This is a genomic window from Actinomycetospora rhizophila (assembly GCF_042657905.1).
Lineage (GTDB): Bacteria > Actinomycetota > Actinomycetes > Mycobacteriales > Pseudonocardiaceae > Actinomycetospora > Actinomycetospora rhizophila.
This window is the reverse complement of the sequence record NZ_JBHSKG010000012.1, coordinates 69,380-95,787: the sequence shown is the minus strand read 5'-3', so window position 1 is coordinate 95,787 and position 26,408 is coordinate 69,380. Positions and strand designations below refer to the sequence as shown.

Annotated in this window: 27 protein-coding genes; 9 read left to right on the top strand and 18 right to left on the bottom strand. The window is 76.1% G+C overall.

The genetic code is table 11. The annotated features are described in order from the left end of the window. The first annotated feature begins 455 nt into the window (after window positions 1–455). Window positions 456–1,721 carry a PQQ-dependent sugar dehydrogenase gene (locus tag ACFPK1_RS21240; protein WP_378022942.1) on the top strand — a complete coding sequence of 422 codons (1,266 nt, stop codon included), beginning with the start codon at window positions 456–458 and terminating at the stop codon, window positions 1,719–1,721. A gap of 242 nt (window positions 1,722–1,963) precedes the next feature. Beyond that, window positions 1,964–3,025, top strand: a complete 1,062-nt coding sequence (locus ACFPK1_RS21235) for an endonuclease/exonuclease/phosphatase family protein (protein ID WP_378022941.1) — start codon at window positions 1,964–1,966, stop codon at window positions 3,023–3,025. Between the two features lie 7 nt (window positions 3,026–3,032). Here the strand turns inward: ACFPK1_RS21235 and ACFPK1_RS21230 are convergent, their stop codons facing one another. After that, window positions 3,033–3,521 carry a hypothetical protein gene (locus ACFPK1_RS21230; protein WP_378022940.1) on the bottom strand — a complete coding sequence of 163 codons (489 nt, stop codon included), beginning with the start codon at window positions 3,519–3,521 and terminating at the stop codon, window positions 3,033–3,035. A 275-nt stretch (window positions 3,522–3,796) separates the two neighbouring features. Further along, on the bottom strand, window positions 3,797–4,594 hold the full coding sequence (locus ACFPK1_RS21225) for an RDD family protein (protein WP_378022939.1): 798 nt from the start codon (window positions 4,592–4,594) through the stop codon (window positions 3,797–3,799). 367 nt (window positions 4,595–4,961) lie between these two features. Between ACFPK1_RS21225 and ACFPK1_RS21220 the strand changes: the two genes are divergently transcribed. After that, the gene (locus ACFPK1_RS21220) at window positions 4,962–5,543 is read left to right on the top strand and encodes a hypothetical protein (RefSeq protein WP_378022938.1); all 582 of its coding nucleotides are present in this window, start codon (window positions 4,962–4,964) and stop codon (window positions 5,541–5,543) included. A gap of 12 nt (window positions 5,544–5,555) precedes the next feature. Here ACFPK1_RS21220 and ACFPK1_RS21215 read toward each other — a convergent pair whose 3' ends face one another. From ACFPK1_RS21215 to atpF, 5 genes are all read right to left on the bottom strand, one after another. Then, complete coding sequence (locus ACFPK1_RS21215; RefSeq protein WP_378022937.1) at window positions 5,556–6,668, bottom strand: arsenate reductase/protein-tyrosine-phosphatase family protein; 1,113 nt, start codon at window positions 6,666–6,668, stop codon at window positions 5,556–5,558. Window positions 6,669–6,713: 45 nt separating this feature from the next. Further along, entirely contained in the window at window positions 6,714–7,637 is a 924-nt protein-coding gene (locus ACFPK1_RS21210; protein ID WP_378022936.1) for a 2-dehydropantoate 2-reductase, read from the bottom strand. Between the two features lie 42 nt (window positions 7,638–7,679). Beyond that, a complete protein-coding gene (locus ACFPK1_RS21205; RefSeq protein WP_378022935.1) occupies window positions 7,680–8,501 on the bottom strand; it encodes a hypothetical protein in 822 nt (273 codons plus the stop codon). Window positions 8,502–8,734: 233 nt separating this feature from the next. Then, window positions 8,735–9,157, bottom strand: coding sequence for a hypothetical protein (locus ACFPK1_RS21200; protein ID WP_378022934.1), 423 nt, complete (start codon window positions 9,155–9,157; stop codon window positions 8,735–8,737). A 184-nt stretch (window positions 9,158–9,341) separates the two neighbouring features. Beyond that, window positions 9,342–9,845, bottom strand: coding sequence for a F0F1 ATP synthase subunit B (gene atpF, locus ACFPK1_RS21195; RefSeq protein ID WP_378022933.1), 504 nt, complete (start codon window positions 9,843–9,845; stop codon window positions 9,342–9,344). A gap of 183 nt (window positions 9,846–10,028) precedes the next feature. Here atpF and ACFPK1_RS21190 point away from each other — a divergent pair, with 183 nt between their 5' ends. Further along, the gene (locus tag ACFPK1_RS21190; protein ID WP_378022932.1) at window positions 10,029–10,487 is read left to right on the top strand and encodes a universal stress protein; all 459 of its coding nucleotides are present in this window, start codon (window positions 10,029–10,031) and stop codon (window positions 10,485–10,487) included. A 5-nt stretch (window positions 10,488–10,492) separates the two neighbouring features. Here the strand turns inward: ACFPK1_RS21190 and ACFPK1_RS21185 are convergent, their stop codons facing one another. The 6 genes from ACFPK1_RS21185 to ACFPK1_RS21160 form a co-directional block, all read right to left on the bottom strand. Then, window positions 10,493–11,371, bottom strand: coding sequence for a hypothetical protein (locus ACFPK1_RS21185; RefSeq protein ID WP_378022931.1), 879 nt, complete (start codon window positions 11,369–11,371; stop codon window positions 10,493–10,495). A 126-nt stretch (window positions 11,372–11,497) separates the two neighbouring features. Next, window positions 11,498–11,905, bottom strand: coding sequence for an SRPBCC family protein (locus ACFPK1_RS21180; protein WP_378022930.1), 408 nt, complete (start codon window positions 11,903–11,905; stop codon window positions 11,498–11,500). A 28-nt stretch (window positions 11,906–11,933) separates the two neighbouring features. Further along, window positions 11,934–13,181: a hypothetical protein gene (locus tag ACFPK1_RS21175; protein WP_378022929.1), complete on the bottom strand. Its 1,248-nt coding sequence runs from the start codon at window positions 13,179–13,181 to the stop codon at window positions 11,934–11,936. A 42-nt stretch (window positions 13,182–13,223) separates the two neighbouring features. Further along, complete coding sequence (locus tag ACFPK1_RS21170) at window positions 13,224–13,520, bottom strand: hypothetical protein (protein ID WP_378022928.1); 297 nt, start codon at window positions 13,518–13,520, stop codon at window positions 13,224–13,226. Window positions 13,521–13,664: 144 nt separating this feature from the next. Next, window positions 13,665–15,170, bottom strand: a complete 1,506-nt coding sequence (gene mftG / locus ACFPK1_RS21165) for a mycofactocin dehydrogenase MftG (protein WP_378022927.1) — start codon at window positions 15,168–15,170, stop codon at window positions 13,665–13,667. A 19-nt stretch (window positions 15,171–15,189) separates the two neighbouring features. Next, window positions 15,190–16,245 (bottom strand): LCP family protein, encoded by a 1,056-nt coding sequence (locus ACFPK1_RS21160; protein WP_378022926.1) that lies wholly within the window; start codon window positions 16,243–16,245, stop codon window positions 15,190–15,192. Window positions 16,246–16,502: 257 nt separating this feature from the next. Between ACFPK1_RS21160 and ACFPK1_RS21155 the strand changes: the two genes are divergently transcribed. From ACFPK1_RS21155 to ACFPK1_RS21145, 3 genes are all read left to right on the top strand, one after another. Then, window positions 16,503–16,724, top strand: coding sequence for a hypothetical protein (locus tag ACFPK1_RS21155; protein WP_378022925.1), 222 nt, complete (start codon window positions 16,503–16,505; stop codon window positions 16,722–16,724). Between the two features lie 272 nt (window positions 16,725–16,996). Then, a complete protein-coding gene (locus tag ACFPK1_RS21150; protein ID WP_378022924.1) occupies window positions 16,997–17,347 on the top strand; it encodes a hypothetical protein in 351 nt (116 codons plus the stop codon). Window positions 17,348–17,395: 48 nt separating this feature from the next. Next, on the top strand, window positions 17,396–18,289 hold the full coding sequence (locus ACFPK1_RS21145; RefSeq protein ID WP_378022923.1) for an SAM-dependent methyltransferase: 894 nt from the start codon (window positions 17,396–17,398) through the stop codon (window positions 18,287–18,289). A gap of 66 nt (window positions 18,290–18,355) precedes the next feature. Here ACFPK1_RS21145 and ACFPK1_RS21140 read toward each other — a convergent pair whose 3' ends face one another. Together ACFPK1_RS21140 and ACFPK1_RS21135 are read right to left on the bottom strand one after the other, a co-directional pair. Further along, window positions 18,356–19,426: a potassium channel family protein gene (locus ACFPK1_RS21140; RefSeq protein WP_378022922.1), complete on the bottom strand. Its 1,071-nt coding sequence runs from the start codon at window positions 19,424–19,426 to the stop codon at window positions 18,356–18,358. 79 nt (window positions 19,427–19,505) lie between these two features. After that, window positions 19,506–21,095: an aldehyde dehydrogenase family protein gene (locus ACFPK1_RS21135; RefSeq protein ID WP_378022921.1), complete on the bottom strand. Its 1,590-nt coding sequence runs from the start codon at window positions 21,093–21,095 to the stop codon at window positions 19,506–19,508. A gap of 398 nt (window positions 21,096–21,493) precedes the next feature. Between ACFPK1_RS21135 and ACFPK1_RS21130 the strand changes: the two genes are divergently transcribed. Next, complete coding sequence (locus ACFPK1_RS21130; protein WP_378022920.1) at window positions 21,494–21,856, top strand: hypothetical protein; 363 nt, start codon at window positions 21,494–21,496, stop codon at window positions 21,854–21,856. A 2-nt stretch (window positions 21,857–21,858) separates the two neighbouring features. Here the strand turns inward: ACFPK1_RS21130 and ACFPK1_RS21125 are convergent, their stop codons facing one another. From ACFPK1_RS21125 to ACFPK1_RS21115, 3 genes are read right to left on the bottom strand one after another with little or no spacing between them, the layout of a single operon-like run. Then, window positions 21,859–22,635 (bottom strand): N-acetylmuramoyl-L-alanine amidase, encoded by a 777-nt coding sequence (locus ACFPK1_RS21125; RefSeq protein WP_378022919.1) that lies wholly within the window; start codon window positions 22,633–22,635, stop codon window positions 21,859–21,861. A 60-nt stretch (window positions 22,636–22,695) separates the two neighbouring features. Then, window positions 22,696–24,186, bottom strand: coding sequence for a CoA transferase (locus ACFPK1_RS21120; RefSeq protein WP_378022918.1), 1,491 nt, complete (start codon window positions 24,184–24,186; stop codon window positions 22,696–22,698). A 5-nt stretch (window positions 24,187–24,191) separates the two neighbouring features. Further along, complete coding sequence (locus ACFPK1_RS21115) at window positions 24,192–25,961, bottom strand: acyclic terpene utilization AtuA family protein (RefSeq protein WP_378022917.1); 1,770 nt, start codon at window positions 25,959–25,961, stop codon at window positions 24,192–24,194. Window positions 25,962–26,198: 237 nt separating this feature from the next. On the opposite strand from ACFPK1_RS21115, the gene ACFPK1_RS21110 reads away from it, so the two are divergent. Further along, on the top strand, window positions 26,199–26,390 hold the full coding sequence (locus ACFPK1_RS21110) for a hypothetical protein (protein WP_378022916.1): 192 nt from the start codon (window positions 26,199–26,201) through the stop codon (window positions 26,388–26,390). Window positions 26,391–26,408 lie beyond the last annotated feature (18 nt).

Sequence of the window (26,408 nt, the reverse complement as noted above, 5' to 3'; positions counted from 1 at the left end):
AGCGAGCGACGCAGCGGGCGACAACGCGGAGGGACCCTTCGACGGACCGTCGGGGCGCGACCTCGTGGACCGATCGCGCGGGGGGATGCCTCCAGAGTACGTGCGCACCCCGACACCGGGCTCGCGGCTCCGCTCCCCGCCGTCGAGCGTGTGGCGATACGGACGTTCAGTGTCAGCGACGCGCCGCCGCTGACACCGGGACCGTGCTCACCGCGGGAGGGGGACGGGGGCACCGGTGGCGGACCGCCGGCGCCCCCGGGCCCCGCGACGTCCGTGCGTGCCCCCCGGTCATGTCCGCACGGGCTCCTCGGCGCCGCGGAAAAAGTACCGTGCGGTCCGTTCAGCGACAACACCCGGTCCCGGACCCGGACCACCGGGCGCGAAACCCTGCAGAACGGGCGATCACGACGAGGGCCCCACGAAGATCGGACAGCGCACGCGGCATCATCGTCGGCGTGACCCCGAGCCGATCACGCCCGGCGCGCGCGCACTCGACCCTGATCGGGGCCCTCACCGCGCTGCTGGCCCTGGCCCTCTCCGCGTGCGGCGAGGGCCCCGAGCAGACCTCCGCCGCGGCCCGCGAGGGCAACACCGCCGCCCCGGCCCCGACCACCACCGCGCCCACGGGCACCGCGCTGCGCGTCGAGACCGTCGCCGGCGACTTCGCCAACCCCTGGGACATCGCGTTCGTCGGGAACGACCGCATGCTCGTCACCCAGCGGGACGGGTCGTTGTCGCTGGTCACGGGCCTCGGCCCGGGCGCGCGCACCACGCCGGTCAGCGCCGACCTGCAGAGCGTCTACGCCCGGGGCGAGGGCGGTCTCATGGGCATCGCGGCCGCGCCGGACGTCGAGACCTCGGGCAGCTTCGTCACCTGCCAGACCCACCAGGAGGGCGGCCGGCCGGTCGACGTCCGCGTGGTGTCGTGGCGCCTGTCCCCCGACGGCACGAGCGCCGAGCGGGTGCGCGACCCCCTGGTCGGCGGCCTGCCGATCAACCCCTCGGGCCGCCACTCGGGCTGCCGGCCGACCTTCGCCCCCGACGGCATGCTGCTCGTCGGCACCGGTGACACGGCCCGCGCGACCATCCCGCAGGACCGCAACTCGCTCGGCGGCAAGGTGCTGCGGGTCGACCCGGCCACCGGCGGGCCGGCCCCCGGCAACCCCTTCGCGGAGTCGGGCAGCGCGGCCGAGCGCCTGGTCTCGGGCTACGGGCACCGCAACGTGCAGGCCGTCGCGATCCAGCCCGGCACCGGCCGCGCGTGGAGCGCCGAGCACGGCCCCGACATCGACGACGAGATCAACGTCGTGATCCCGGGCTCGAACTACGGGTGGGACCCGGCGCAGGGCGGCGAGTCGCCCGGCGGCTATGACGAGGACGTCCCGATGACCGACCTGCGGCGCTACCCCGACGCCGTCCCCGCGGCCTGGAGCTCGGGCGACCCGACCGAGGCCATCAGCGGCGCCGCGTTCGTCGACGGCCCGGCGTGGGGCGACATGGCCGGGATGCTCGCGGTGTCGGCGCAGAAGGGCGAGAAGCTGTTCTTCATGCGCCCGGGCCAGGGCGCGGACGAGAACCGGATCGTCGAGGTCACGGTGCCGCCGGAGCTCGACGGCGAGTTCGGGCGCCTGCGCGGCGCGCGCCTCGGCCCCGACGGCGCCCTCTACCTCACCACCGACAACGGGTCGGACGACTCGATCCTGCGCGTGACCCGCGGGTGACGGACCGGCCCGGGCCCGGGCGGTACACGCCCGGCGGCCACCGCCCACGCCCGCCCGGCGGCCCGGGCGGGCCCGGTCCTCGTCAGGGCGGGCAGGGCGGGCCGGGTCAGCCGGGTCGGTCCGGTCCCCCGGGCCCGCCGCGGCCGCCGGGCCCGTCGGGTCCGGGCCGGCCGCAGCCCGGGCCGCCCACCCGGCACCTGCCCCCCGGTGCCGGCGCCGCGTCGCCGGGCCCGACCGAGGCGATGCCGCGTCACGACCCGCGCCCGTCCCGCCCGGTCCGTCCCTCCCGTTCCCCGGGGACGCGGTCGCGGCGCGGGCGGATCCCCGCGCCCGGGGCGGGGGCGATCGGCGCGGCGGTGGTGCTCGGGCTGCCCGCCGCGATCGTCACCTTCTCCGACCTGCTGGGCATCGACGACCGCACGCCGTTCGTCCAGACGATCGCCTTCCGGCCCCAGCTCGCGGCCGGGCTGTTCGTGCTGGGCGCGCTGGTGCTGCTGCTCTCGCGGCGCGCCTGGCCGACCGCGCTCGCCCTCGGCCTCGTCGGCGTCCTGGGGCTCGGGATGGTGCTGCCGCGCGCGGTGGGGTCGTCGGAGACCGGGGCCGGCGGCGGCCCGGAGCTGACCGTGCTCACCGCCAGCGCGTACCTCAGCCGCGCCGACCCCGACGCGCTCGCCTCGCTGATCAGCAGCCGCACCCCCGACGTCGTGGTGCTGCCCGAGGCCCGCGGCACGCTGCGCGACCGTCTGCAGCAGGCGCTCGTCGACGAGTCGGGCGGCGAGGCGGGCCAGAGCGGCTACCGCGTCTTCGCCGCCGACGCCCGCCGCGACGACAGCCCGATGACCGTGTTCGTCCGCCGCAGCGTCGGGCGGCCCACCGTGACGCCGAACCGCGACACCGAGTTCCCGTCGCTCGTCGTCGACCTCCCCGACGTCGACGGGCAGGCGGTGCGGGTGGTGGCCACACACCCCCAGTCGCCCCGGCCCGGCGACACCAACGCCTGGCGCCGCGACGTCGCCGCGCTGTCGCGCTGGTGCACCGGCGACCGCCCGACCGTCGTCGCCGGCGACCTCAACGCCACCCTCGACCACGCGGAGCTGCGCGCCGCGACCGAGGGCTGTACGGACGCCGCGAGCGACGTGGGCGAGGGCCTCGTCGGCACCTGGCCGGCGGCGGCGCCGCGGCTGCTCGGCGTCCAGATCGACCACGTGCTCGTCTCCGGGGGGCCGCAGGCCCGGCAGGTCGACGTCGTCGACGTGCCGGGCAGCGACCACCGCGGCGTCCTCGCCCGGATCGGGCTGGGCTGAACGGGCGCTAGCGACGGGGCCCGACGCCGGCGCCGGGGCGGCGGACCACCGGGTCCACGCGCCGCTGGACCGGCATCCCCGGGGCGTGCACGTCCTCGGTGCCGCGCCGCCAGGCCTCGTCGAGCGCGCTGCGGGCGCCCTCGCGGACCGTACGCAGCATGTCGTGCATCGACACGGCGAGCGGCCGCGGGATGAGCGGCGAGTCGGCCAGCCGCGTCAACGGCTCGAGGCGGGCGACGGCGTCCTGGAAGAGCGCCGCGGCGGCCGCGGGCCCGTCGGGCGGGTGCGCCACGATGCGGTCCCCCAGCGACGTCTGCCACTGCCGCACGCGCTCGGCGAACGCCGTGGACAGGCGCTCGAGCAGCCGCGCCTCCACGTAGGAGCCGAACCCGCCGCGCACCGGGCCCAGGCCCTCGGTGGCGGGGTCCTCGCCCCGGCGGAAGGCCTCCAGCCAGGTGACCCAGGCGGCGTAGCCGCCGCGCGCCGGCGCGCTCATCGCCGGCCCCCCTGGGCGGGCGGGAATGCTGTGGTGCTCACTCTGTGAACCGCCTTCTCCACGTGCCGGCCGGGGCCGGTCGCGTCGTCCGATCGTCGGACGCGCTCGGCGTCCGGTTACGGCCCGGAAGTCGCTCCGCGGTCGCTCTCTGTTTCGCCGAACGGCCAGAAGTGTTCAGGTTCGCTCGTGCGGCCCAGTCAGCGGTCACGGACGAGTGATGACGACCGCACGATCCGTGCCGGAACCGACGCGCGTGTCCGGAGGGCGAAAACCGCTCAGGCGCGCACGACGAGGGTCTTCGCCGCCATGTCGCCGACCCGCTGGTGACGGGCCGAGGTCGACATGACGATGAGCCCGACGATGCCGGCGAAGAGGCCGTCGACGACGAGGAGCAGCCAGCGCACCACGCACTGCCCGAGCGTCGGGACGCCGCCGTCCTCCTCGCGGACGATCCGCAGGTTCAGCCAGCCCATCGCCGGTGTCTGGCCCTGGTGGGTCGAGGGCCAGTAGCAGAAGACGAGGAAGGCGCCGCCGAGCGAGACCAGGAACATGAGGAAGTAGCCGATCCCGATGATCGTGAAGGCGGCCTCGGGGTTGCTCGACGCGGTCGCGCTCCCGATGCCGATCACGACGAACAGCAGGACGAGCGACGGCACGGCGGTGAGCAGCCCGTCGAGGATGTACTGGCCGACCCGGGAGCCGACGACGTCGGTCGGGTCGCCGGCCCCGGGGGCGCCGTAGCCCGGCTGGCCGTAGGGCTGCTGGCCGTAGGGCTGGCCGTACTGCTGGCCGTACTGCGGGCCGTAGGGCTGCCCGTACTGCTGGCCGTACGGCTGCTGTCCGTAGCCGGCCTGGCCGTACGGCTGGCCGTACTGCTGGCCGTAGCCCGGCTGCGCGTACTGCTGACCCGAGCCCGGCTGGCCGTACCCGGGCTGGGCGAAGGGCTGGCCGTGGCCCGGCTGCTGCCCGTACGGCGGCTGCTGGCCCTGCTCGCCGAAACCGGACTGCTGCTGATAGGCACCCGACGGGGAGCCGAAACCTGACTGCTGCTGGTATCCGTCGGGGTTGCTCACGCTCTGTTCTCCTGAAATCGTCGACGAGGGCGTTCCGCTCCCCGATGGCTGCACACCGTAGTGCCCGACCGGCGCGGCGAGGTGGTCCGGACGGCCTCCGGGCCTGCGCCATCCGTCCGTGGACCGCGGCACTGCGCCCATCGCGCGGGAGCATGCCACCGAGCGGTGACGCAGCGCACCACCGGTCGGGCCGCTCGGGGCATCCCGTCGCCCACTCGGCGCGACGACGCCGATCACTCTCCGCCGTCGATACGGCGTCACTCCTTTGCCCACCCGGCCTCGCCCGGCCGGAGCATGACACCCGGGGGACCTCGCGCGTTGGGTGTAGGTCAGGTCACGACACAGCAACGACCGGGAGGAGGTCTCCATGGCCGTCCCGTCCCGCCCCGCCCCGCCGGGCGTCCCGACCACCTCGTCGCCGGTCGCCGCCGTGCCCGCCCCGCGGTCCGCGCCGGCCTCGCCGTCGGTGCCGTCGGTGCCGTCGGGCCCGCCGCCGGTGCCCGCCGCCGTGCTGGTCGACGCCCCCGGCAGCGACCTCGCCGGCCTCGCGTGGATCGTCCGCGAGGTCACCCACGTCCCGGGCGTCCTGCGCCTGCGCGACGGCCGGCTCAGCTTCGAGTCCACCCGCGGCGTGCTCTTCGACGGGACGCCGGCCGAGCTCGCCCTCGACGTCCCGCGCTCGTCGCGGGCGGGCCTGCGCGTCACCGCGGGCGGCGAGCGCCTGCGCATCCATGTCGTGCGTCCCGCCGGCGGCGTCGCCCCGTGCGACGATCTCGTCGCCCGGGCCGCGAACGCCCGGCCGGTCACCTCCGGCGGCATGGACTCCTGGAGCGTGTGGCGGCCCCTGCTCGCGCCCGACCCGGTCGCGGGGCCGCGCCCGGCGCGCGTGCGCCGCGCCCTCACCTTCGCGCGGCACGCCCCGCGCCCCCAGGGCCCGCTCCCCGGCTGACCGGCCGACCCGTCAGCGTCCCGCGCGCGGCACCGACGGGGCCCGCTCCGGGAGCTCGCTCTCGTCGTCGTCGCGCCGGTGGCGCCGGCCGCGTCCCACCGCCCGGTCGGCGTGGTCCTCGGGGCGGGCGTCGCCCTCGGGGGCGAGACCGTCGTGCTCGTCCGGAGTGGGCGGCGACAGCGGGTCGGCCGTGATCGAGGGGCGCGCCCCGGTCTGGGCGGGCAGCGGCGGCGACCCGGGCGGGGCGCCCGGAGGCGGGGCACCGAACGACATCGCCGGCGCGTGCCGGGGGCCCGGCGGCGGCCCGGGCGGGGGGCCCTGCGGTGGACCCTGCGGCGGCATTCCGGGGGGCGGCGGTCCCGGCGGGCCACCGGCCGGTACGGGACCCCACGGCGGACCGGCCGAGCCGAGCTGACCGGGGTGGCCGGGGTGGCCGGGCGGGGGCCCGGGGCGTGCGGCGGGCGGGGGCCCGGGCGGCGGTCCGGGCCGGCGCGGCATCCGCGCGGGCCACGGCACGGCAGCGCCGATCGCGTCGACCAGGGGCCGGATCGCCGCGTGCATCCGCTGGGCGGCCTCGACGTGGTCGGCGACCTCGCCCTGCACCGGGTCCGGGATCGCGTCGTCCTCGGCCTCGACCGGCGCGCCCTGGCCCCGCTCGGCGAGGGCCGCGGCGACGAGGGCGTGCGCGCGGTCCCGCGGGTCGGCGGGCAGGGACGCGTGGTCGACGCCCTCGAGCAGGCGGGCGAACTCGCGCATCGTGAACGTGGTGCGCAGGGCGCGCGGCTCGAGCTCGAGGACCGCCGAGCGGTGCGAGCGGCTGACGGTGAGCACGAGGTCGGCGAGCTCGACGTCGCGCGCGGGCAGCTGGCGGGCGCGGAACGCGGCCACGTCGGGGTGCGCGGCCAGCGGGCCGAGCTGGGCGCGGGACAGCGGGTGCATCTCGGCGCCCACGACCGCGCCGGTGCCGCCGCTCGCCACGTCGAACCACGAGGCCCAGCGCGGACCCAGCCGCATCTCGAGCAGCGCGCGGGTGTGGAAGCGGGCGTACGGGGACCGGCAGATGTTCCCCGTGCAGACGAACAGGAGCCGGAAACGCCGCGGCGCCCCGTCTCCCCGACCGTTCATACGGCCGATCGTCGCAGTCGAGGGCCGACTGCGCGAGCCGTCACGTCAGCCGACCTGCCCGTTCGGGCCGTGGACCCCCCGAAGGAGGGCGAGGACGGCGCTGTTGAGCGGGGTGGCGACGCCGGTGCGCCGCCCCGTCGCGACCACCGCGCCCGTGAGGTACTCGTGCTCGAGGGGGCGGCCGGCGAGGCGGTCGTAGAGCATCGAGGTGCCCTGCCCCGGGAGCATCGCGTCGTACAGGGCGACGAGCCCGTCGACGTCCGCGTCGGTCAGCGCGGCACCCACCGCGCACCCGACCGCCATCACCTCCCGCGCCAGGTCGACCACCAGGTCCCGGGTCGCCGGCTCGGCGAGCACGACGTTGCGGCGCCCCGTGAGCGCGGTGATCGGGTTGGCGACGGCGTTGCTGAGCAGCTTGCGCCAGAGCACGGTGGTGAAGTCGCCGGTGGCCTCGACGGCGAGGCCGCCGGCGCCGCCCGCCGTGCCGTCGGCGGGGTCGGCGCCGTAGAGGGCCGCGAGGTCGCGGGCCGCGTCGCCCGCCGGCACCGTCAGCCGGGCGAAGCCGTGGTGCACGATCCGCCCGGGCGCGACCGCCTCCGCCCCGATCCGCACCGAGGCCGGCAGCACGGTCGCCGCGGGGTCGACGAGCCCCTCGACGCGCGCGGCGTGGTCGATGCCGTTCTGGGCCACCACGACGACGCCGCCCGGCCGCGTGAGGGCCCCGAGCCATCCGGCCGCCGACGCCGTGTCCTGCGCCTTCGTGGCGAGCACGACCCACTCGGCCGGCGCGACCCCGGCCGGGTCGGTCGCGGCGACGGCGGGCACCGCGCGCGCCGCCCCGTCGGTCGTCACCGTCAGGACGTCGAACGGCGTGCGCACGCACACCGTGACCTCGTGGCCGCGCTCGGCGGCCAGGGCCGCGAGGACGCCGCCGACCGCTCCGGCTCCCACCACCGCGACGCGTGCCACGGCGAGCGATCCTGCCAGCGGGCGATCCGGCCCGGCGGTCGATCAGCGCCCGTGCCGGGCGAACCCCTCCAGGTCGAGCACCATCCGCGCGACCTGCAGCGCCGTCGCGACCGCGTCGACCTCGACCGCCGGGCCGGTGCGCTCCTCGGCGTCGAGACGCTCGACCAGCGCCGCCGCGGCGTCGTGCAGGGTCACGGCGAGCTCGGACGCGCCGGCGAGCGCCTCGGCGTCGATGCGGTCCTCGCGGGACCAGCCGCCGTCGGGTACGCCGGCGACCGACCGGTCGAGGGCGCGCAGCAGGGCCCGGCGGTCGGGCGTCTGCGCGTCGTCCTCCTGCTCGAGCGCCGCGAGCTGCGCGGCGAGCTCGTCGATCGCGCGCAGGAGGTCGGCGGGCGGCGGGCCGTCGCCCCGGCTGAACGGGGCCGGCGGCACGACGCCCTCGGGCGTGCGCGGCGCGGGGATCACAATCTGCTCGGGCCGGAGCCGTGCGCGGGCCTCGCGCAGGCGGGCGGTGAGCCGGCCCCCGGCGTCGTCGGCCACGGGCCCGGGACCGGGACCGGCGTCCCGGGTCGTCTCGCGCACCGGCCCCGCCTGGGCCGGGATGCGCGCGAGGGCGGGGACGTCGCCCCGGTCGCCGGCCCGGTCGCCGGCGACCTCCGCGGCGGCGTCGGTCTCCGTGGGCTCCGCCGCCGTCCCACCGGACAGCATCTCCGGCGTGGCCTCGCCGGGCGCGCTCTCGTCGGGCGCGCTCTCGTCGGGCGCGCTCTCGTCGGACGCGGTGGAGCCGTCGACCGCCGTCCCGTCGGTCACCCCGTCGGGATCGGGGGGCACGGGTGTCTCGGGGGTCGCGGCGTCGGTCGACAACGGCGCTCCTTCACGGGCGAGGACGTGGCGCCGCCGGGTGGTCCGACGGCGTCGGACGGCGACAGAGGGTCACCCGGTGGATCGTCCCCGCCAGCGTGACGCGTTGCAGGCGGCGCACGGAACAGCCCGTTCGGGGGATCCCCTTCACCCGGTGAGCCGGTCGCCACGGTGCTTCGGCGCCGTTGAGCGCCACCGGATGGGCCTTACGGCCGCACACCGCCGGGTAGGGCGGGTCAGTGCGCACCGCGGTGGCGCGTGCCCCCGAGACGGGGCCGCGGCCCCGAGGGGACGCCGCGGGTGGTCCGGGTCATGAGGGCGCGGCGGGTCTCGGCGGCGGAGCTGCCCCGGAAGCGGCTGTGGATCACGACCGCGGCGAACGCGAGGCCGTTGACCGCCCCGAGGCCGAGCATCGCGACCTCGAGCACCTGCGAGTCGTCGAACGAGCCGCCCGGGTCGGGGTTGTCGAGCGCGCCGCCGTAGGGCGCGGGCCCCGGGGCCGGCACGGGGTCGGCAGCGAAGGCCGGCGCGGCGGCGAGCAGGCCGCCGAGCGCGAGGAGGGCGACCACGACGATCCGACCGAGGACCCCGGCGAGCCGGGTCCCCCCGCGACCACGGACCGTGTGCGCCCTGCTGTACGCCTCAGCCCGCTCGTCCATGCGCCTGCCCCGTTCGCCCGGTGTGGTCTCGGGCACTCATCGGGAAACAGGCGCGGTCGTTACCGACACGAGGCCGCGTCGTGCGCGACACGCAGCGATCGTGACCTCACCGTGACCTCACACGGGCGTTCTGTCCGTGAGGTCCGATTTTCGCAGCGCACGGCGCTGCGGGACCGTCCAGGCGTCAGACGCGCTGGCCGAGGTAGTCGTCGACCACCTGGCGGTACTCGTCGTCACCGATCTCGCGGCCCAGCATCCGGCCGGCGAGGCGGCGCGAGAGGCGGGCGACGTCGGGCTGGAGATCCGAGGCGACCGTGCTGCGCTGGGTGGCGAGCTCCTCGCGACCCTGCGAGACCATGCTCGCCGCCTCCTCGCGGGCGTTCGCGAGGACCTCGTCGTGGCGACGCTGGCCCTCCTCGCGCGCGGCGTCGCGGATGCGGGCGGCCTCGTCGCGGGCCTCGCCGATGCGGGTGCGGTACTCGGTCTGCACCCGGCGGGCCTCGGCGCGGGCCTGCTCGGCGCGCTCGAAGCCACCCTCGATGCGGTCGTGGCGCTCGGCGTAGACCTTCTCCAGGCGCGGCATGAAGACCTTGGTCATGACGAGGTAGAGCGCGCCGAACGCGATCAGCCCGATCACGATCTCGTGCCAGATCGGGGTGAGCACGAAGTAGCCACTCGCCAGGGTCATCGCCGGCTGCACCGCCTGTTCGGGTCGTCGTCCTGCGTCGCGGGCACCACGGAGCGGCGGCGCGTGGGCACAGCCGGTCGGGCGCTCGCGCACAGTCTGTCCGATCTGCTCCCGCGCGGCGACCCCGGGTCACCCGTGAGCCCCCGCACTCGGCCGAACGGATGCGCCCCCTAAGGTGCCGCCGTGAGCGACTACAAGCTGGTGGCGGTGGGCACGGACGGCTCCTCCTCGGCCACCACGGCCGTCACGCGGGCCGCGGCGATCGCGGCGGACGCCGGCGCCAAGCTCCTCATCATCTGCGCCTACGAGCGCTCGGGGCGTGCGGACACCCGCGACCGGGCCGAGGCCGAGCGGGCACTCGGCGACGAGGCCTACAAGATCATCGGGTCGAACCCGGCCGAGGAGAAGCTGCGCGACGCCCGCGACGTCGCCCGCCGCGCGGGCGCCGACGAGATCAACACCGTCGCCGTCGAGGGCGAGCCGGTGCAGGCGATCTGCGACAAGGTCGAGCTGCACCACGCCGACCTCGTCGTGGTGGGCAACAAGGGACTCGCGAGCTTCGCCGGGCGCCTGCTGGGCTCGGTCCCCGCCGAGGTGTCGCGCCGCTCGCCCACCGACGTGCTGATCGTGCACACGACCTAGCCGGTCTATCGCGCCGCTTCCTCCAGCGTCCCCGACGCCTCGACCTGCTCGGACAGGTCGCTGCGCCGCGGCGCGGGGGTGTCCGGCGTCGGGGGCGTCGCCCACGTGCCGGGCACCGAGCAGTAGGGCGCCTCGCGGTGGCGCCCGAGCAGCTCGGACAGCGGCGCGTCGGCCAGCACGTCGCCGAGCGCCTGCTCGAAGCAGCGCCGCGTGCCGCGGTCGCGCGGGCGGGCCAGGGCCTCGGCGAGGCGGCGCGTGAGCCGCTCGGACCCGGCGAGGAACGTCGTCAGGGACAGCCGCCCGCGCCCCAGCTCGCGCCGGCAGCGCCCGGCGACCGTGTCGCCCTCGCCGACCACGCAGACCTCGACGTCGACGTCGCCGTCCTCGAGCAGCGCGCCGACCGGCCCCGCACCCTCGGCCGCGGGGCCCGCCATCGTCGCCCGGAAGACGGCGTTGGTGACGCGGTCGGACGGTTCGCGCACGAGCGCGGCGAGCAGGTTCCACCCGCCGCGGCTCTCGAGCACGTCGCGCAGGCCGCGGACGTCGACGGTGAGCCGCCGCACCCGCACCCCGCCCGCGCCCCCGGCCCGGTCGAGCAGTTCGGAGACCGAATCGGGCCGCGGCCCGTCGTCGCCGACGACGACGTGCAGCCGCGGCACGGCCGGCGTGCCGGGGACCTGCGGGTCGATGCCGCAGACGGCGACCTCGGGCGCCGGTACGCGCTGCGTCTCGCGGGCGGGCGGGTCGAGGTACTCCATCCCGATCATCACGTCGGGTCCGGGCACGAGCCGGGCCGTGGTGGTGGCCCGGGCCCTCGCGGGGGTGGTGGTGCCGCCCGAGGTGGTGCTCGTGGTGGTGCGGCGGCGGCCGAACGGGAGGCGCACGGATTCTCCGTCCAGTGGGCTGTCCGAATCGCCCACGATGCCAGAGCGACGTGATCGCTGCCACGTCGAACGATTCAGTGGACCCCGTCGGACGTCGCGATCACCCGGTCCGATCAACCGGCGCGGTCACCCGGTCCGCTCGGTGCCGGAGCCGTCGAGGATCCGCTTGAGGTCGGCGAGGGTCTGCTCGAGGCCTGCGCGGATGCCGGGACCGTCGGCGCGCTCGGTGTGCAGGGTGACGGTGACGCGCGAGTCCTCGTCGCCGATCCCGGTCACGAACAGCTCACCGTGGTAGCCGCTGCTGCGCTCGGCGCCCCACCGCAGGCTCTTGGCGTCCGCGTCGGCGTGCATCCAGGCGGTGCCCTCGTACCGCTCGCCCTCGACGTTGGCGACGACGCCGACCTCCTCGCCGCCGTTGCTCCAGGCCTTCTCCAGCCCGCTGAAGTACTCGGGGAGGTGCGCGACGTCGGCGAGGTAGGCGAAGACCTCCTCCGGCGGACGGCGGACATCGGTCGTGTGCTCGTAGTCACCCATCCCCGGGGCTACCCCCGCGGCGGCGGTCTCACCGGATCGCCGGGGTGATCGCCGTGCCCCCGCCGAAGCCCGCCACCCCGGTGGTCTCCGCGCCGAGCCCGAGGTAGGCGTTGACCAGCACCGGGGCGGCGCCGGGGCGGGTGTCGCGGTCGGCGCCGGTGCGCGCGTCGAGCACGAGCGGGCCGTTGACCGTGGTGCCGTAGACCGCGCCGTGCCACGCGGTGGTCATCCGCGGGGCGACGCGGTTGGCCGCGGGGTCGGGCAGCTCCCACAGCGGCGCCGCGGTGCCCGCGTCGACCGCGAAGACGCGGGTGTCGCCGCCGCAGACGGTGGTCGCCGCCTCGTCCCAGACGCAGCGCGGCGGCGTGTAGGTGCTGCCGACGTCGACGGTGCGCACGGTCGCGCCGCGCGCGTCGACGAAGCGCAGCGACGCGGCCGGTGCGGCGAGCGTCGTCGCCGCCGTGCGCCCGCTCACCACGGCGAGCGAGGGCCCGGCGGGCGTGATCTGCGGGGCCCGCAGCACCTCGGGCGGCGCGAACCGGCGCAGCCCGGTGACGGCGTCGAGGCCGACGATCGTCGAGTCGGCGTAGGCGCGGCTCCCGCCCGGGGTGGTGGCGACGCCGAGCGCGGTGCCGCCGGCGGGCCCGTCGGCGAGCAGCGCGTCCACCGCGACCCCGTCGGCGCTCCACAGCACGCGCCGCGAGGTGAGGTCGACGCCCAGGGCGGTGCGCTGGGTGTCGGTGCTCGCGGTGAGCACCGCGACCCCGGCGACGACCCCCGCCACCTCCATCGCCACCGCCGGCGGGCGCTCCGCCCACGGCAGCACGGTCGGGGCGTTCCAGCGCAGCGCGCCGGTCTCCGCGTCGAGGGCGACGAGGTCGACCGCGAGGCCAGGCGGGGTGGTGCCCGCGCCCGGCACGACGCTCGACGCCCCCACCAGCACGCCGCCGTCGGGCGTCGGCACCGGCTTGCCCGCGGCGTAGCGGCCCGGCGGCACGGCGGGGCCGGGGACCTCGGTGCCCGTGGAGTCGGTGCGCAGCACGCGCCCGCCGTCGGTCGCCCAGACCGCGGTGCCGATCAGCGCCGCGGGCAGCGCCGCGGCGTCACGCCCGAACACCCGCGACGCGGAGCCGCCGAACAGGGTCCCGGTGGGCGCGGCGAAGCCGGTCGGCGGGTCGTACGCGGGCGGTGGCGCGCTGCCGGTGGGCGTCTGTCCGCAGGCGGTGAGCAGCAGGGCCGTGATCGCCGTGGCGACCGCGAGCAGACGGGCAGGCACGCCGCGCAGGATTCCATGTGCCGTGTTCCGGCCACGGCGCGGTCACTCCGTCGGGACGGTGTTCTCCGACGAGCGGCGCTGGGTCACCACGGGCAGCGGACCGGTGGCCTGGGCGAGGCGGCGCTGGGCGCGCGCGACGCGGGCGGCGAGCTCGGCCGCGGCGGCCTGCTCGACCTTGAGGGCCTTGCGCTCGGCGCGCGTCAGCCGGCGCGGGGCCTCCCCGGCGGTGCCCTCGGCGGCCGGGCCGTCGACGGGGATGTCGGGCGTGCGTCCGGACGGAGCGACAACAGGCGCGTCGGCACGGCGGCGCAGGAACGACATCACGGTCTCCTCGATCACCTCGAGTGGTTCTCGCGAGGAGTGTCGTCGCGATCTTCCGAGACGTGACCTCGATCCACACCATCGTGTCGCAGCTGTGACCGTGTCCGGTGACGCGATCGGACGCTGCGCCACGGGAGGGGACGAATCGGGCGTGATCGCAGGTCAGGGAACCGCTGTGCGCGCGGCGAGGGGGCGCCCCGCGACGAGGTCGGCGGCCCGCTCCCCCAGCATCAGCGCCGTCGCCGCCGGCCCGCGCCGGGGCACCGTCGGGAGCACCGAGGTGTCGACGACCCGTAGCCCGCGCAGGCCGTGCACGCGCAGCTCGGGGTCGACGACGGCGCCGGGGTCGTCGGCCGGGCCGAGCCGCGCGCTGCCGCAGAGATGCGCCGAGGTCGTCAGGTGCGCGGTGATCCACGCGTCGAGCTCGCGGTCGTCGAGCGTCCGGCCGCCGGGGGTGCGCGCGGGCCCGAGGGCGAGGCCGCCGGCCGCGAGCAGCTCCCCCGCCGCCCGCACGACGTGCCGCATCCGGGCCCGGTCGTGGGCCGAGGCGAGGTAGCGGTGCTCGAGGCGCGGCGGGACCCGCGGGTCGGCGGAGAACGTCATCACCCCGCGGCTCTCCGGGGCCTGCAGGGCGCACATGAGGTGGCACGCCCCGCCGGGCGCGAACGGGCGCGCGAACAGCAGGATCTCCAGGTCGCCGGCCGGGTCGTCGCCGGCGTCGAGGTGGACGGCGGCCTGCGCGCCGGGCGCCTCGGGGTGCAGCCCGGCGTCGCCGGTGGTGTCGGGGAAGGCCAGGAAGACGCTCGGGTGGTCGCTGTAGCCGCGCCCGACGCCGGGGCGCTCGTGGTGCACGGGGAGCCCGGCGGCGCGCAGGAGGTCCGGCGCCCCGATCCCCGAGAGCGCGAGCACCTGCGGCGTGCACACCGACCCGGCCGCCAGCACGACCTCGCCGGCCTCGATGCGCTCGCCGTCCACACCCTCGACCCCCACCGCACGGTCGCCCTCGAGCAGCACCCGGGCGACCGTGACGTCGCCGCGGACCGCGAGGTTGGGCCGGTGGAGGTGCGGCAGGACGTAGGCGATCGCCGCGTTGACGCGCACCCCGTGCCGCACGTTCGCGGGCATGAGGCCGGCGCCGGGGGGCCGGTCGCCGTTCTTGTCGATCTCGGGCGGCACGCCCACCCGCGCGGCGGCGTCGAGGAACCGCTCGGTGAGGACCGACCGCAGCTCGCCCGCCGGGCGCACCACCGGCACCGGCCCGGCGTCGCCGTGCAACGGGCCGGCGACGTCGAGGTCGCGCTCGCCGCGGATGTAGTACGGCAGCGTCGCGTCGAACGACCAGCCCGGCCAGGCGTCGAGGTCGGCGCGGGTGGCCCGGATGTGGTTGGCGCCGTTGACCGCGCTCGACCCGCCCAGCAGCCGCCCCCGACCGACGCGCGTGCGCCGGCCGCCGGTGAGCTCGACCCCGACGTCCCACGTGTGCGGGCCGTCGGGGTCGGCGGCGGCCAGGGAGCCGACGTCACGGACCTCGGCGGGGAACGCCGCGGGATCGGTCACCGCCGCCCCGGCCTCGAGCAGCAGCACCCGCCGCGCCGGGTCCTCGGTGAGGCGCCCGGCCAGCGCGCAGCCGGCCGAGCCCCCGCCGACGACCACGACGTCCCACGTCATGCGGACGGCATACCCGCTCTCAGCGCGGCGTGTCGGAGAGCTGCTCCTGCGGGCGGGTGGCGACGTACTGCGGCACCGCGTCGGTGTTCACCGCGAACCAGAGGTCGCGCCCGGCGGCCTTGTCCAGGTAGACGACCGACTGGTCGCCCTCCATCCCCGTCCCGGTGACGGGCACGGTCAGGAACGAGACGTTCGAGTTCCGCAGGTCCCGCATGCCGAAGGCCAGCTGCGCGAGGCCGGTGTTCGACAGCGAGTCGTCGACGCCGACGTGGCGGGTGACCGTGTCGACCAGGTTGTAGGCGCCGGTCGGGCTGGACAGCGTGCCGGACGAGAGCGCCTTCTCGAGGAACGCGCGCAGGGCCGCCTGCTGGCGCCGGACGCGGTCGAGGTCGCCGCCGGGCAGGCTCTTGCGCTCGCGGACGTAGACGAGGGCCTGCTCGCCGTTGAGGCGCTGCTCGCCCGCCGGGACGACGACGCCGTCGCGCTCGGACTCCTGGCCGACGTTGACGTCGATGCCGCCGACGGCGTCGGTCATCTGCGCGAAGCCGGCGAAGTCGATGACCGCGTAGTGGTCGATGTGCACCGCGGTGAGCTGCTCGACGGTCTGGATCAGCAGCGGCGGGCCGCCGAACGCCAGCGCCGCGTTGATCTTGTTCTCGCCGCGGCCGGGGATGTCGACGTAGGAGTCGCGCGGGATCGAGATGATGCTCGCGCTCTGCCCGTCCTCCGCGATGCTCGCCACCATGATCACGTCGCTGCGCTGCGAGCCGAACACGGCGTCGGGCGCGGCGTCGGTGCCGGTGGTCGGCTCGGGCGAGCGGGAGTCGGTGCCGATCAGCAGGAACGTCTGCCCGGCGGCGTCCGCCGGACGCGACGACGGATCGATCGGCGCGAACACCGACGGGTAGCGGCCGACCTGCGAGCCCAGCTGCTGGGTGATGATCACGACGCCCGCCGCGGCCAGCAGCACGAGCACCAGCAGCGCGATGAGGCCGTAGACGAGCGCGCGCACACCCCGGCGACGCCGGCCGCGCTCCTCGTCCGGGTCCGGCCCGCGACCGTCCTGGTCGATCATCCCGCCGACGCTCATACCCCGACCACCCCTGCTCCCGTGGGACCGACCTCCGCTGGCCTGAGTCCTCACTCCCGTTCCTCTCGGACGACGAGCGGCGGTCGTTACGCGCCGCGCGGTGCGGGCCCGTCCGGATCGACCCAGCGTGACAGCCTGCCCACACGCCGTTCTCACGCGGTCGTCGCGCCCAGCCTGCCGTCGCCCGCCCGGCGGCCCGCGTGCGGCCCCCCGGTCGTGCGTGCCGCCCTACGCTCGATCGGGTGAGCCCCGATCGAGACGGCGACACCGTCATGGACGCGGCGACCACGGGTGAGGTTGCGAACGCCGCCGTCGTTGCGGTGGGCGAGCTCCCGGCCCCGCGCCCGGAGGTCCTCGCCCGCGTGCTCGAGGGCCTGCGCGACCTCCCCGCCGCGCCACCCGAGCCCCGCGCCGCGCCGTCCGGGGACGCGCCGGCGATGCCGCTGCCGCGCCGGCGCTCCTGAGGCTCGCCCCTGCGCTGAGGCTCGCCCCTGCGCTGATCAGGGGCACCTGGTGCACCCTCGCCCGCTCCTCGGCGTGGACGACGTGCCCGTGATCTCCCGCCGCGCCGCGTTCCGCTCCCGGTGAACGCGCGCGGGGCCGACAGGGCGGCGTCGGCGACCTACCGTGGTCGGTGCGCACGCCCCGGCGTGTCGCGCGAGCGAGCCTGTGGCGATCCTGGCGTCGGACGCCGGGAAAGCCGCATCGCTCGCACACCCCAGGCAGGAGGGCAGCGATGACCGTCCCCGACCCCGGCCACCCCGACGCGCGACCCGGCGGCCGCCCGGGCAGCGGGCTCGACCCGATGCCGTCGTCGGTGCCGCCCCCGCCGCTGGGCGACACGCGACCCGACCCCACGGAACCCCGCCGACCCACGCCCGGCGACCCGCCGTCGGACGGCACGCTCGTCCTCGTCGCCGCCGGTCGCGACGACCGCCGGCGTCACGTCGTCGACGTCGCCACCGGCGAGCTCGGCGACCCGGCCGGCCTGCGCGCCCGCTGCGGCGCGGCGGTCGAGCAGGTCGTGCCCGGATTGCGTGCGGAGCAGGCCGACTGCCCCGGATGTCTGATCTCGGTGCACCGATAGGCGCCATCCTTTCGTTAGCTTGCGCAACGATCGGGGAACCCGGTCGGCATGCGCACCGACGACGACCAGTGGGGCATCAGCGAGAGCGTGGGCGTCACCGCCCTGGGCGTGGCCAGCGGGCGGGCGATGGAGACCCACCGCGCCGACGGCCTCGTCCGCGACCCGTACGCCGAGGCGTTCGTCGACGCGGCGGCCGAGGAGATCCGGCTGCCGGCACGCCCCGGGGACGTGGACGAGGACGGGCCCGACCGGCGCGAGCAGTCCACCTACATCGGCGTGCGCTCGCGCTTCTTCGACGAGGCCCTGACCGCGGCGGCCGGGGACGGCGTCCGCCAGGTCGTCCTGCTCGCGGCCGGGCTGGACACGCGGGCCCAGCGCCTCGACTGGCCGGCGGGCACCACCGTCTACGAGGTCGACCAGGACGGTGTCCTCACGTTCAAGGACGGCGTGCTCGCCGAGCAGGACGCGAACGACGCGGGCGGCGGCGCGCGGCGGGTCGAGGTGCGCATCGACCTGCGCCACGACTGGCCCGCGGCGCTGCGCGCGGCGGGCTTCGACCCGCAGGCCCCGACGGCCTGGCTCGCCGAGGGCCTGCTGCCCTACCTGCCGGCGCGGGCCGAGGTCGACCTCTTCGACCGGGTCACCGAGCTCTCGGCGCCGGGCAGCCGGCTGGCCGTCGAGCATTTCGGCGACGCGGTGCACCGGCTCGGCGACGACGACGCGTTCGCCTCGCTGTCCCGCCGCTTCGGCGTCGACGTCCGCGAGCTCTTCTTCACCGACGACGGCCCGGCCGGCCGCCCCGACGCCGAGGAGCGCCTCGCCGCCCTGGGCTGGACGGTCACCGGGGCCACCGCCGCCGAGCTCGCCACGTCCTACGGGCGCGCCCTCGACCCGGACCTCAGCGCCCTGCACGGCGCGGTGCGCCTGCTCGACGCCCGCTGATCCCCGCGAGCGTGTGGCGATACGGACGTTGAGTGTCTGCGATGGCCCACCGCTGACACCGAGCCCCTACTCGTCGGGGCCCGCGCGCCGCACGCACAGCAGGCGGTCGCCGCGTTCCAGGGCGTCGACCTCCGGGGCGTCGATGGCGTGCACGTGGCCGTCGCGCACCACGCCCAGCACGATGTCGCGCAGGTGGCGCGGCGACCCGCCGACCTCGGCCTCGGTGACGACCCGCTCGCCGATGCTCATGCCCGCCTCGGGCGAGATGAGGTCCTCGACGACCGAGACCACGGCGGGCGTCGTCGTCGCCATCCCGAGCAGGCGGCCCGCCGTCTCCGCGGACACGACGACCGAGTCGGCGCCCGACTGGCGCAGCAGGTGCACGTTCTCCGCCTCGCGCACCGCCGCGGTGATCGTGATCTTCGGGGCCATCTCGCGGGCGGTGAGCGTCACCATCACGGCGGTGTCGTCGCGGTTGGTGGCGACGACGAGCGCGGTCGCGTGGGGCAGGCCCGCGGTGCGCAGCACCGACGACTGGGTCGCGTCGCCGCGCACCGTGACCAGCCCGAGCGCGGACGCCGCGTCGAGGCGCCCGCGGTCGGTGTCGACGACGACGATGTGGTCGACGTCGTGGCCGTCCCCGCGCAGCGTGGTCACCGCGGCCTGACCCTTCGTCCCGTAGCCCACGACCACCACGTGGTTGCGCACGCGCGACCTCCACCGTCGGATGCGGAACGCCTGGCGCGACCGTTCGGTGAGCAGCTCGACCGTGGTGCCGACCAGGACGATGAGGAACAGCAGGCGCAGCGGCGTGATGACGAGGATCGTCCAGAGGCGCGCCGACTCGGTGACCGGGACGACGTCGCCGTAGCCGGTGGTCGAGAGCGAGACCGTCGCGTAGTAGAACGCGTCGATCAGCCCGATGCCGTCGTCGTTGTTGTTGTCGATGTAGCCGTCGCGCTGGAAGTAGACGATCAGCGCGGCCGCGGTCAGCGCGCCGAGCGCCAGGAACAGGCGCCGCAGCAGCGCCACGACCGGCCCGACACGCCCCTCGGGCATGAGGACCGTGGCGCCGACCGCGGCGCTCCCGGGGGATCCGGGCACGCTGTCACGCGACACCCGGCTTCGCAGGACCATGCCCGGGCCCTCCCGACCGACGCGCACCCGTTTCGGCGGGCCGCCTGCCGCGCCGGGAGGACACTACCCGGCAGGTCGGTCAGGTCGCGGGATAGCGGTGGTAGCCCGGGAAGTTGCCGTACAGGTTCTCCCCGGGCGGGCCCTCGGTGACGGCCTGCACGAGGTACTCGCCGCCGACGAACGCGCCCTTCCACGACTCGCCGCGCCCGCCGAACGCCTCGTCCTTGTCGCCGCGCGAGCGCAGCTTGTTGATCCCGACCTTGAACGCCTGCACCTGCTCGGCCAGGCGCGCGGCGTGGTCGGTGTCGTCGGAGGCGATGCTCGCGACCAGCGCGCCGTTGGAGGCGTTCATCTGCGCGAGCAGCTCGGCCTCGGTGTCGACGACGACGATCGAGTCGACGGGCCCGAACGGCTCCTCGTGCATGAGCCGCGAGGCGCCCGGCGGGGCGAGCATCGACACCGGCGCGTGGTAGGCCGAGGTGTCCTGCCCGGGCAGGAAGGCGCCGTGGTCGAGGTTGCCGCGGTAGAGCGGGATCGCGCCGTGGCGCAGGGCCTCCTCCACGCTGTCGTCGAGCTCCTGGGCCTTCGACGCCGAGATCAGCGGCCCGAAGTCGAGCGCGGGCAGGTCGTCGGTGGACCCCGACGAGCCCTCCGGCACGGCCAGCGGGTGCCCGAAGCGCACCCCGTCGAGCACCGGCAGGTAGGTGCCCAGGAACTGGTCGACGAGCTTGCGCTGCACCACGAAGCGCGGGTAGGCGGTGCAGCGCTGCTTGGCGTACTCGAAGCCCTTCTTGAGGATCTCCGAGAACGACTCCCAGTCGGAGAACTCCCAGATGCCCCAGGTGTTGAGGCCCTCCTGCTCGAGCATGTGGCGCTTGCCGGTGTCGGCGAGCTGCGCGGCCACCTTGCCGCCGTTGGAGCGGCCACCGACGAACGCCAGCGCGCCGATCTCGGGCGAGCGGATCAGCGCGTCGGAGAGCTCCGAGCCGTCGCCGGAGAGCAGCGTGACGGGCAGGCCCTCGCGCGCCATGAGGGCGTGCGCGACGGTCAGCGTCATCCAGCCGCCCTGGGTGGGCGTCTTGGCGACGACGCCGTTGCCGGCGAGCAGCTGCACGAGCTCGGCGTGCACCTGCACGCTCATCGGGTAGTTCCAGCTCGCGATGTTCGAGACCGGCCCCTCGAGCGGCACGCGCTTGGCCGGGGCGCCCTCGACGTCGCGGGAGAGCATCCCCTCGATCTCGTCGACGTACCAGCGCACGCCGGAGATGGCGCGGTCGACGTCGGAGCACGCCGCCTTCCAGGGCTTGCCGATCTCCCAGCACAGCAGGAGGGCGAGGTCGTCGCGCGCCGCCTCGATGGCGTCCAGCGAGGCCGAGACCTTGCGCCGGCGCTCGTCGAGCTCGGTGCCGGCCCATCCGCGGTGGGTCTGCGCGGCGCGCTGCACGGCGTCGGTGGCCGTCGCGGCGTCGAGCTTGAGCATCGTGCCCAGCGACGACCCGTCGTTGGGACTGATCTGCTCGGTGGGCGTGCCGACGGCCCGCCACTCGCCGTCGATGAGGTTGGCGGGCCCGTCGTCGGTGAAGGCCTCGCCGACCAGATCGCGGACGCGGCCGGTCACCGCGGACCAGCGCAGGCTCTCCGGTACGTGCAGGGTGGTGTCGTCGCTCATGGCCGTCCTTCCGTGGCGGTCGTGGGCGTCGACCGACACTAGGCACCGCGAGCCGCCTCCGGAACCGCCGGACCGGAGGGGGTCCCGACGGTTTCGGGCCGCGCCCCGACCGCCCGTGACCGGCGATCCGGACCTTTCGGTCACCGAAATTTCCACACCGTCCGTGAGCGCGCGATCACGAGCCGTACGACTCGACCGCACGCCGTGACACGCATCGCCGAGCGGCACACCCGCACGAGTGAATAGTTGAAATCTTGAGTCAGAGTTTGGGCATCCTCGCGTCACCACTCGTGACAGCGACACGCGACGATGCGACACCGTCACCCGACGGTGTGGCCCAGGGCGCGAGTGACCGGGACGGCGCGCGGTACCCAGCGCCGAGCGTGGAGGAGGAACCGATGGACCACGATCCCCGGTGCTGCGCCCGTATCGACGACGATTCGACCGACCACACGACCGATCCCGCGACGCCGGCCCCGACCGGCGGCGACCACACCCTCGACCGTGCCGAGCAGATCGAACAGCTCGCCCAGATCGACTGGGTCGAGGCGCAGACCGAGCTCGACCGGTGCGACGGCTACGTCGTGCTCGCCGTCGACCCGCAGACCGGCGAGGTGGACGCGCACGGCCCGTTCCCCGGCCTCGACGCCGTCGAGATCGCCGACGACATGCGCGTGACGCTCGACCGCGAGGGCCTCGAGGACGTCGTCGTGCGCGTCGTGCGCTGGCACCAGGACCGCACGGGCGACTCCGCCGCCTGAGCTCACCGCCCCAGCGTTGCCAAGATGCCGGCCGCGATCCCCTCGGCGTAGCGCTGCCGTCCGGCCGGCTCGGCGACGACGCGCGCTTCGTCGGGGTTCGCCATGTTCGCGCACTCCACCAGCGCCGAGGGCACCCGCGCGAGGCTGAGCCCCGCGAGGTCGGGACGCGGGTCGAGCCCGTCCTCCCCGCGGTAGGTCGACGGCGTGAACCCCTGGGCCTCGAGCCCCGCGACCAGCGCCCGGCCCAGCGCCGCCGACGACGCGCGCTGCGACGCGGCGAGCGGCGGGTCGGAGAGCGCGACGTGGAACCCGCGCCCGTCACGGGCGGCGCCGTCGGCGTGGATCGAGACCGTCAGCGCCGCCCGCGCGTCGTTCGCGATCGCCGCCCGCCGGTCCACGCAGGGCCCGACGCCCGTGTCGTCCGGGCGCGTGGAGCGCACGTCGACCCCCCGGGCCTCGAGCAGCCGCGTCACCCGCGCCGCGACGTCCCACGTGAACGCGTGCTCGGCGTAGCCGCCGGCGGTGGCGGTGCCGGTGGTGTTGCACGGCTTCGTCCCGCCGCGCCCGTCGGGCACCTCGCGCGCGATCTCGCCGGGCGCGTCGGCGTTGCCGCCGTTGTGGCCGGGATCGAGGACGACGACCGGGGCCGGGGCCGGCGCCGGTGCCGCCGCGCGGGCGACCGGTGCCGGAGCCGGGGATGGCGTCGGCGGAGGCGGTGGCGCCGACCCGCACCCGGCCAGCACGAGCAGCGCCCCGACGATGAGCACCCGGCGCAGCACCTGATCAGTGTGCGCTGCGCGCAGGTGAGCACTTCTGAGTGCCCCAGCACTCCATCGTGCTCACGTGCGCGGAGCGCACCACTCCCGCGCCGACGCCCCGCGGGCGACGAGCACCGGGTCGTAGCGCCCGGGCGTCGCGGACATCGCGACCTGGTCGGTGACGCCCTGGTACGCGCCGAGCCCGGTGTCGGCGGTGAACGTCTCGGGGTCCAGGTAGCGGTGCTGCTCGGACGACCCCGCCGTCGCGTGTGCCCGGTCCCGGTCGAAGAGCCCGAGCGAGAGGATCCACAGCGCGACGCGGGTCAGCGACACGTGCACGTGGTACGAGCCGCCCTCCACCGCGCGCCGCCGCAGCGCCGCGACCGCGCCGGCCTGCGCGAGCCACGGAACGATGTAGTCGTTGACCACGAGGATCGGGGGCAGGCGCGGGACCTCCCCGCCGCCCTCGAGCAGCATCATCCCGCTCACCGAGCCGGCGGTCTGGTCGAAGCCCGGCCGCCCGGCCCACGGCCCGCGGAGGCCGTGCAGCGACACCGTCACCGCCACGATCCCCGGCCGCTCGGCCGCGAGCTGCTCGGGCCACAGCCCGACCTCGTCGAGGAACGCGAGGCGCCGGTTGTGGAAGAAGACGTCGGCGCCGGCGAGCAGGCGGGAGAGCTCGGCGCGGTCGCGGCGCGGGTCGAGCCACGACGAGCGCATGCCGACGTTCGCGGACGCGTAGGTCGTCTCGTGCTCGGTCTCGCCCACGCGCCAGAGGTTGAGGACGTCGGCGCCGTGCAGCGCGAACGACCGCCCGAACCCCGCGCCGGCGATCACGTGCCCCATCCCGAGCGCCCGCAGGCCCGAGAACGGCTGCTCACCGGCCGGCGGCAGTGGCTCGGGATCGCCGTCGCCGATCCTCGTGACCTCCACCAGGGGCAGGTCGGCGAGCACGTCGGTGTACTGCGGCTCGGCGAGCATCTCGGGCAGCGTGCGCACCATCGGCATGACGACGCCCGCCGCGGACGCCGCCTCTTCGAGCTCGCCGGCGTCCCAGCGCCCGATCGCGTCGGTGACCGCCTTCTTCGTGAGCGGGACCCCGAGCAGCTCCTGGGCGCGTGCGCGCAGGTTCGGGTACATGTTCTGGGGCATGACGAAGCGCCCGTCGGCGCAGCGGAAGAAGCTGAACCCCATCGCGTTGCCCTGCTCGACGCTGGACGCGACGGGGTAGCCGCCGAGCAGCTCCCAGCGCCGGTCGTAGAACGGGCACAGCCGGTGCGGGGCGGCGCGCAGGTCGACGTGGACGTCCTGCCCGGGCCCGCCGCGGTCGCGGTGCAGCGCGGCGGCGGCCACCGACTTCGCCAGCAGCCCGATGCTCGCCGCCGCCCCGACGCGCACGGGGCTCGGGACCACCGGGTCGCGACCGGTGAGGGTGACCGCGCCACCGGCATCCTCGGGCGACAGCCCGAGCGGGGCGAGCACGTCGTCGAGCTCGCGCACCGGGTCGAAGCCGTCGTCGGCGGTGAGCGGGTTCTCCCACGCCTGCTGCAGCCTGCTGGTCAGATCAGACACGCTGGTCAGATCAGGCACTCTGGGACCTCCACGAAGCGGGCGCGCAGGAACTCGGCGACGGCCTTGCCGGCGATGTCGGGACGCCCGTTGGACGACGCGCCCTTGCCGAGCACGTCGTGGACGACGAAGTGCACGGCGCGCAGGCCGGGGAACTCGTGGCGCTCGATCGCGACGTCGGCGGCGTCGGGGAACAGCGCGCGCAGCCGCTCGGTCGACAGGGTGCCGCGCAGCCACTCCCAGGCCCTCTCGTCCCCGCCCGCCCCGGCCCAGAACCCGATGTTGGAGTTGCCGCCCTTGTCGCCGCAGCGCCCGTGCGCGACGAGCCCGAGCGGGGCGCGGCGGGTCGGGCCGAGGTCGGGCACGGGCGGCGCGTCGTCCGAGGGCCGCTGACGCGCCGCGGCGACCCGGACCGGGGTGTCCTTCACCGGGGTCCGCGTGCCGTCGGCGGACACCACGACGTGGTCGAGCGCGTCGACCGGTACCAGCGCGGGCCAGTACTCGACGACGGGCGCGCACACCTTGAGCGGGTTGACGTAGAGCCCGGGGTAGCCGGGCAGGAAGAGGCCGGTCAGCGGGGCGACGAAGTGCCGCGCGTCGACCTGGCTCCTCGTGCGCGACTGCGCGGTGACGAGGATCTGCTGGGCGGCCGCCCACTGGTCGGGCGGGTCCTCGACCGGCGTGCCGATGCGGTCGACGCGCAGCAGGCTCAGGTCGAGCCCGGCGGTGATCCGCTCGACGTGCGTGCGCAGCAGCGCGACCTTGGCCTCGAGGTCGAGCCCGGTCGCGTAGAAGGCGACGCTCGACTCGAAGCCGCCGGGGGCGGTCATGGCCAGCTTGGTGGTGGTCGGCGGCGGGGAGCCGGTGACGCCGGTGATCTCGACGCGGTCGGGCGCGACCTGCGTGAGCACGACGTCGTCGAGGTGCACGGTGACGTCGGGGTTGAGGTAGGTCGGGCCCTGGATCTCGTAGAGCAGCTGCGCGGTCACCGTGTCGGTGGTGACCGTCCCGCCCGCGACCTCGTGCTTGGTGATGACGGCGGTGCCGTCGGCGGCGATCTCGGCGATCGGGTAGCCGAGGTCGTCGACGCGCGGCACGGCGGTGAACCCGGAGAAGTTGCCGCCGGTGGCCTGCGGGCCGCACTCGATGACGTGCGCGGCGGCGACGGCCCCGGCGAGTCGATCCCAGTCCGCGGCGCCCACCTCCTCGGGACCCCACCGGTGCCACCACGCCGCCGCCCCGACCGTCAGCGAGGCGTCGGTGACCCGCGGGCAGATGACGACGTCGGCGCCGTCCGCGAGCGCCGCGGCGATGCCCCAGCCGCCGAGGTAGGCGTTGGCGGTGGTCGGCTCCAGCTCGGAGTCGGCCAGCGGGACGCCGGTGTCGAGGTGCTCGAGGGCGCCGAGCGAGTCCAGGCGCGCGGAGAGGTCGTCGCCCTCGACGTGCGCGACGACCAGGTCGAGGCCGGCGTCGGCGACCACCCGGCGCACCTCGGCGGCCAGGCCCGCGGGGTTGAGCCCGCCCGCGTCCACCACGAGCCGCGCCCCGCGCTCGGCGAGCAGCCCGACGGCGTCGGTGAACTGGGCGAGGAAGCTCTGCGCGTAGCCGAGCGACGGGTCCTTCGCCCGTTCCAGGGCCAGCTGGCGCAGGGTCGGTTCGGCGAGGTAGTCGCCGGTGACGACGTCGACGGGCCCGGCGAGCGCGTCCCGCAGCCCGGAGAAGCGGTCCCACAACCAGCCGGCGCAGTTGGCGATGCGGACGGGGCGCGCTGCGGACACTCGACCTCCCGGGTCCTCGGTTCTGGACGGTCAGCCCTGACCGTTACCGGGAGTCTCCCGCTGTCCCGCACGTTCCGCCGAGTGGCGTGGATCACAGGCGTCTGAGAGCAACCTGAGCGATCGCCACCCGTCCGGCTCAGTGTTCTCCATGATCCACTCTCTACGGTTCGAGGGCGTCGGCCACTGGTCGCACCAGATGATCGTCCCCGGCTCCGGTCGGGGCAGGGGGGGATTCGCATGAAGACGCTCGCGCTCACCCTCGGCGGCCTCGCCGCCGCGTGGATGGCCGCGCCGACGGTGGCCATGGCCACCCACGGCACCGTCGACGACCGCACCCGCGCCGCGTGGCGCGCGAAGCCCGTGCGTGCGCCGTTCGCCGCGGTGCCCGCGCCGCGGCGCGCCCCGGTCTCGGAGCGCATCCCGGCCTGACCGCCGGGCGCCGGCACG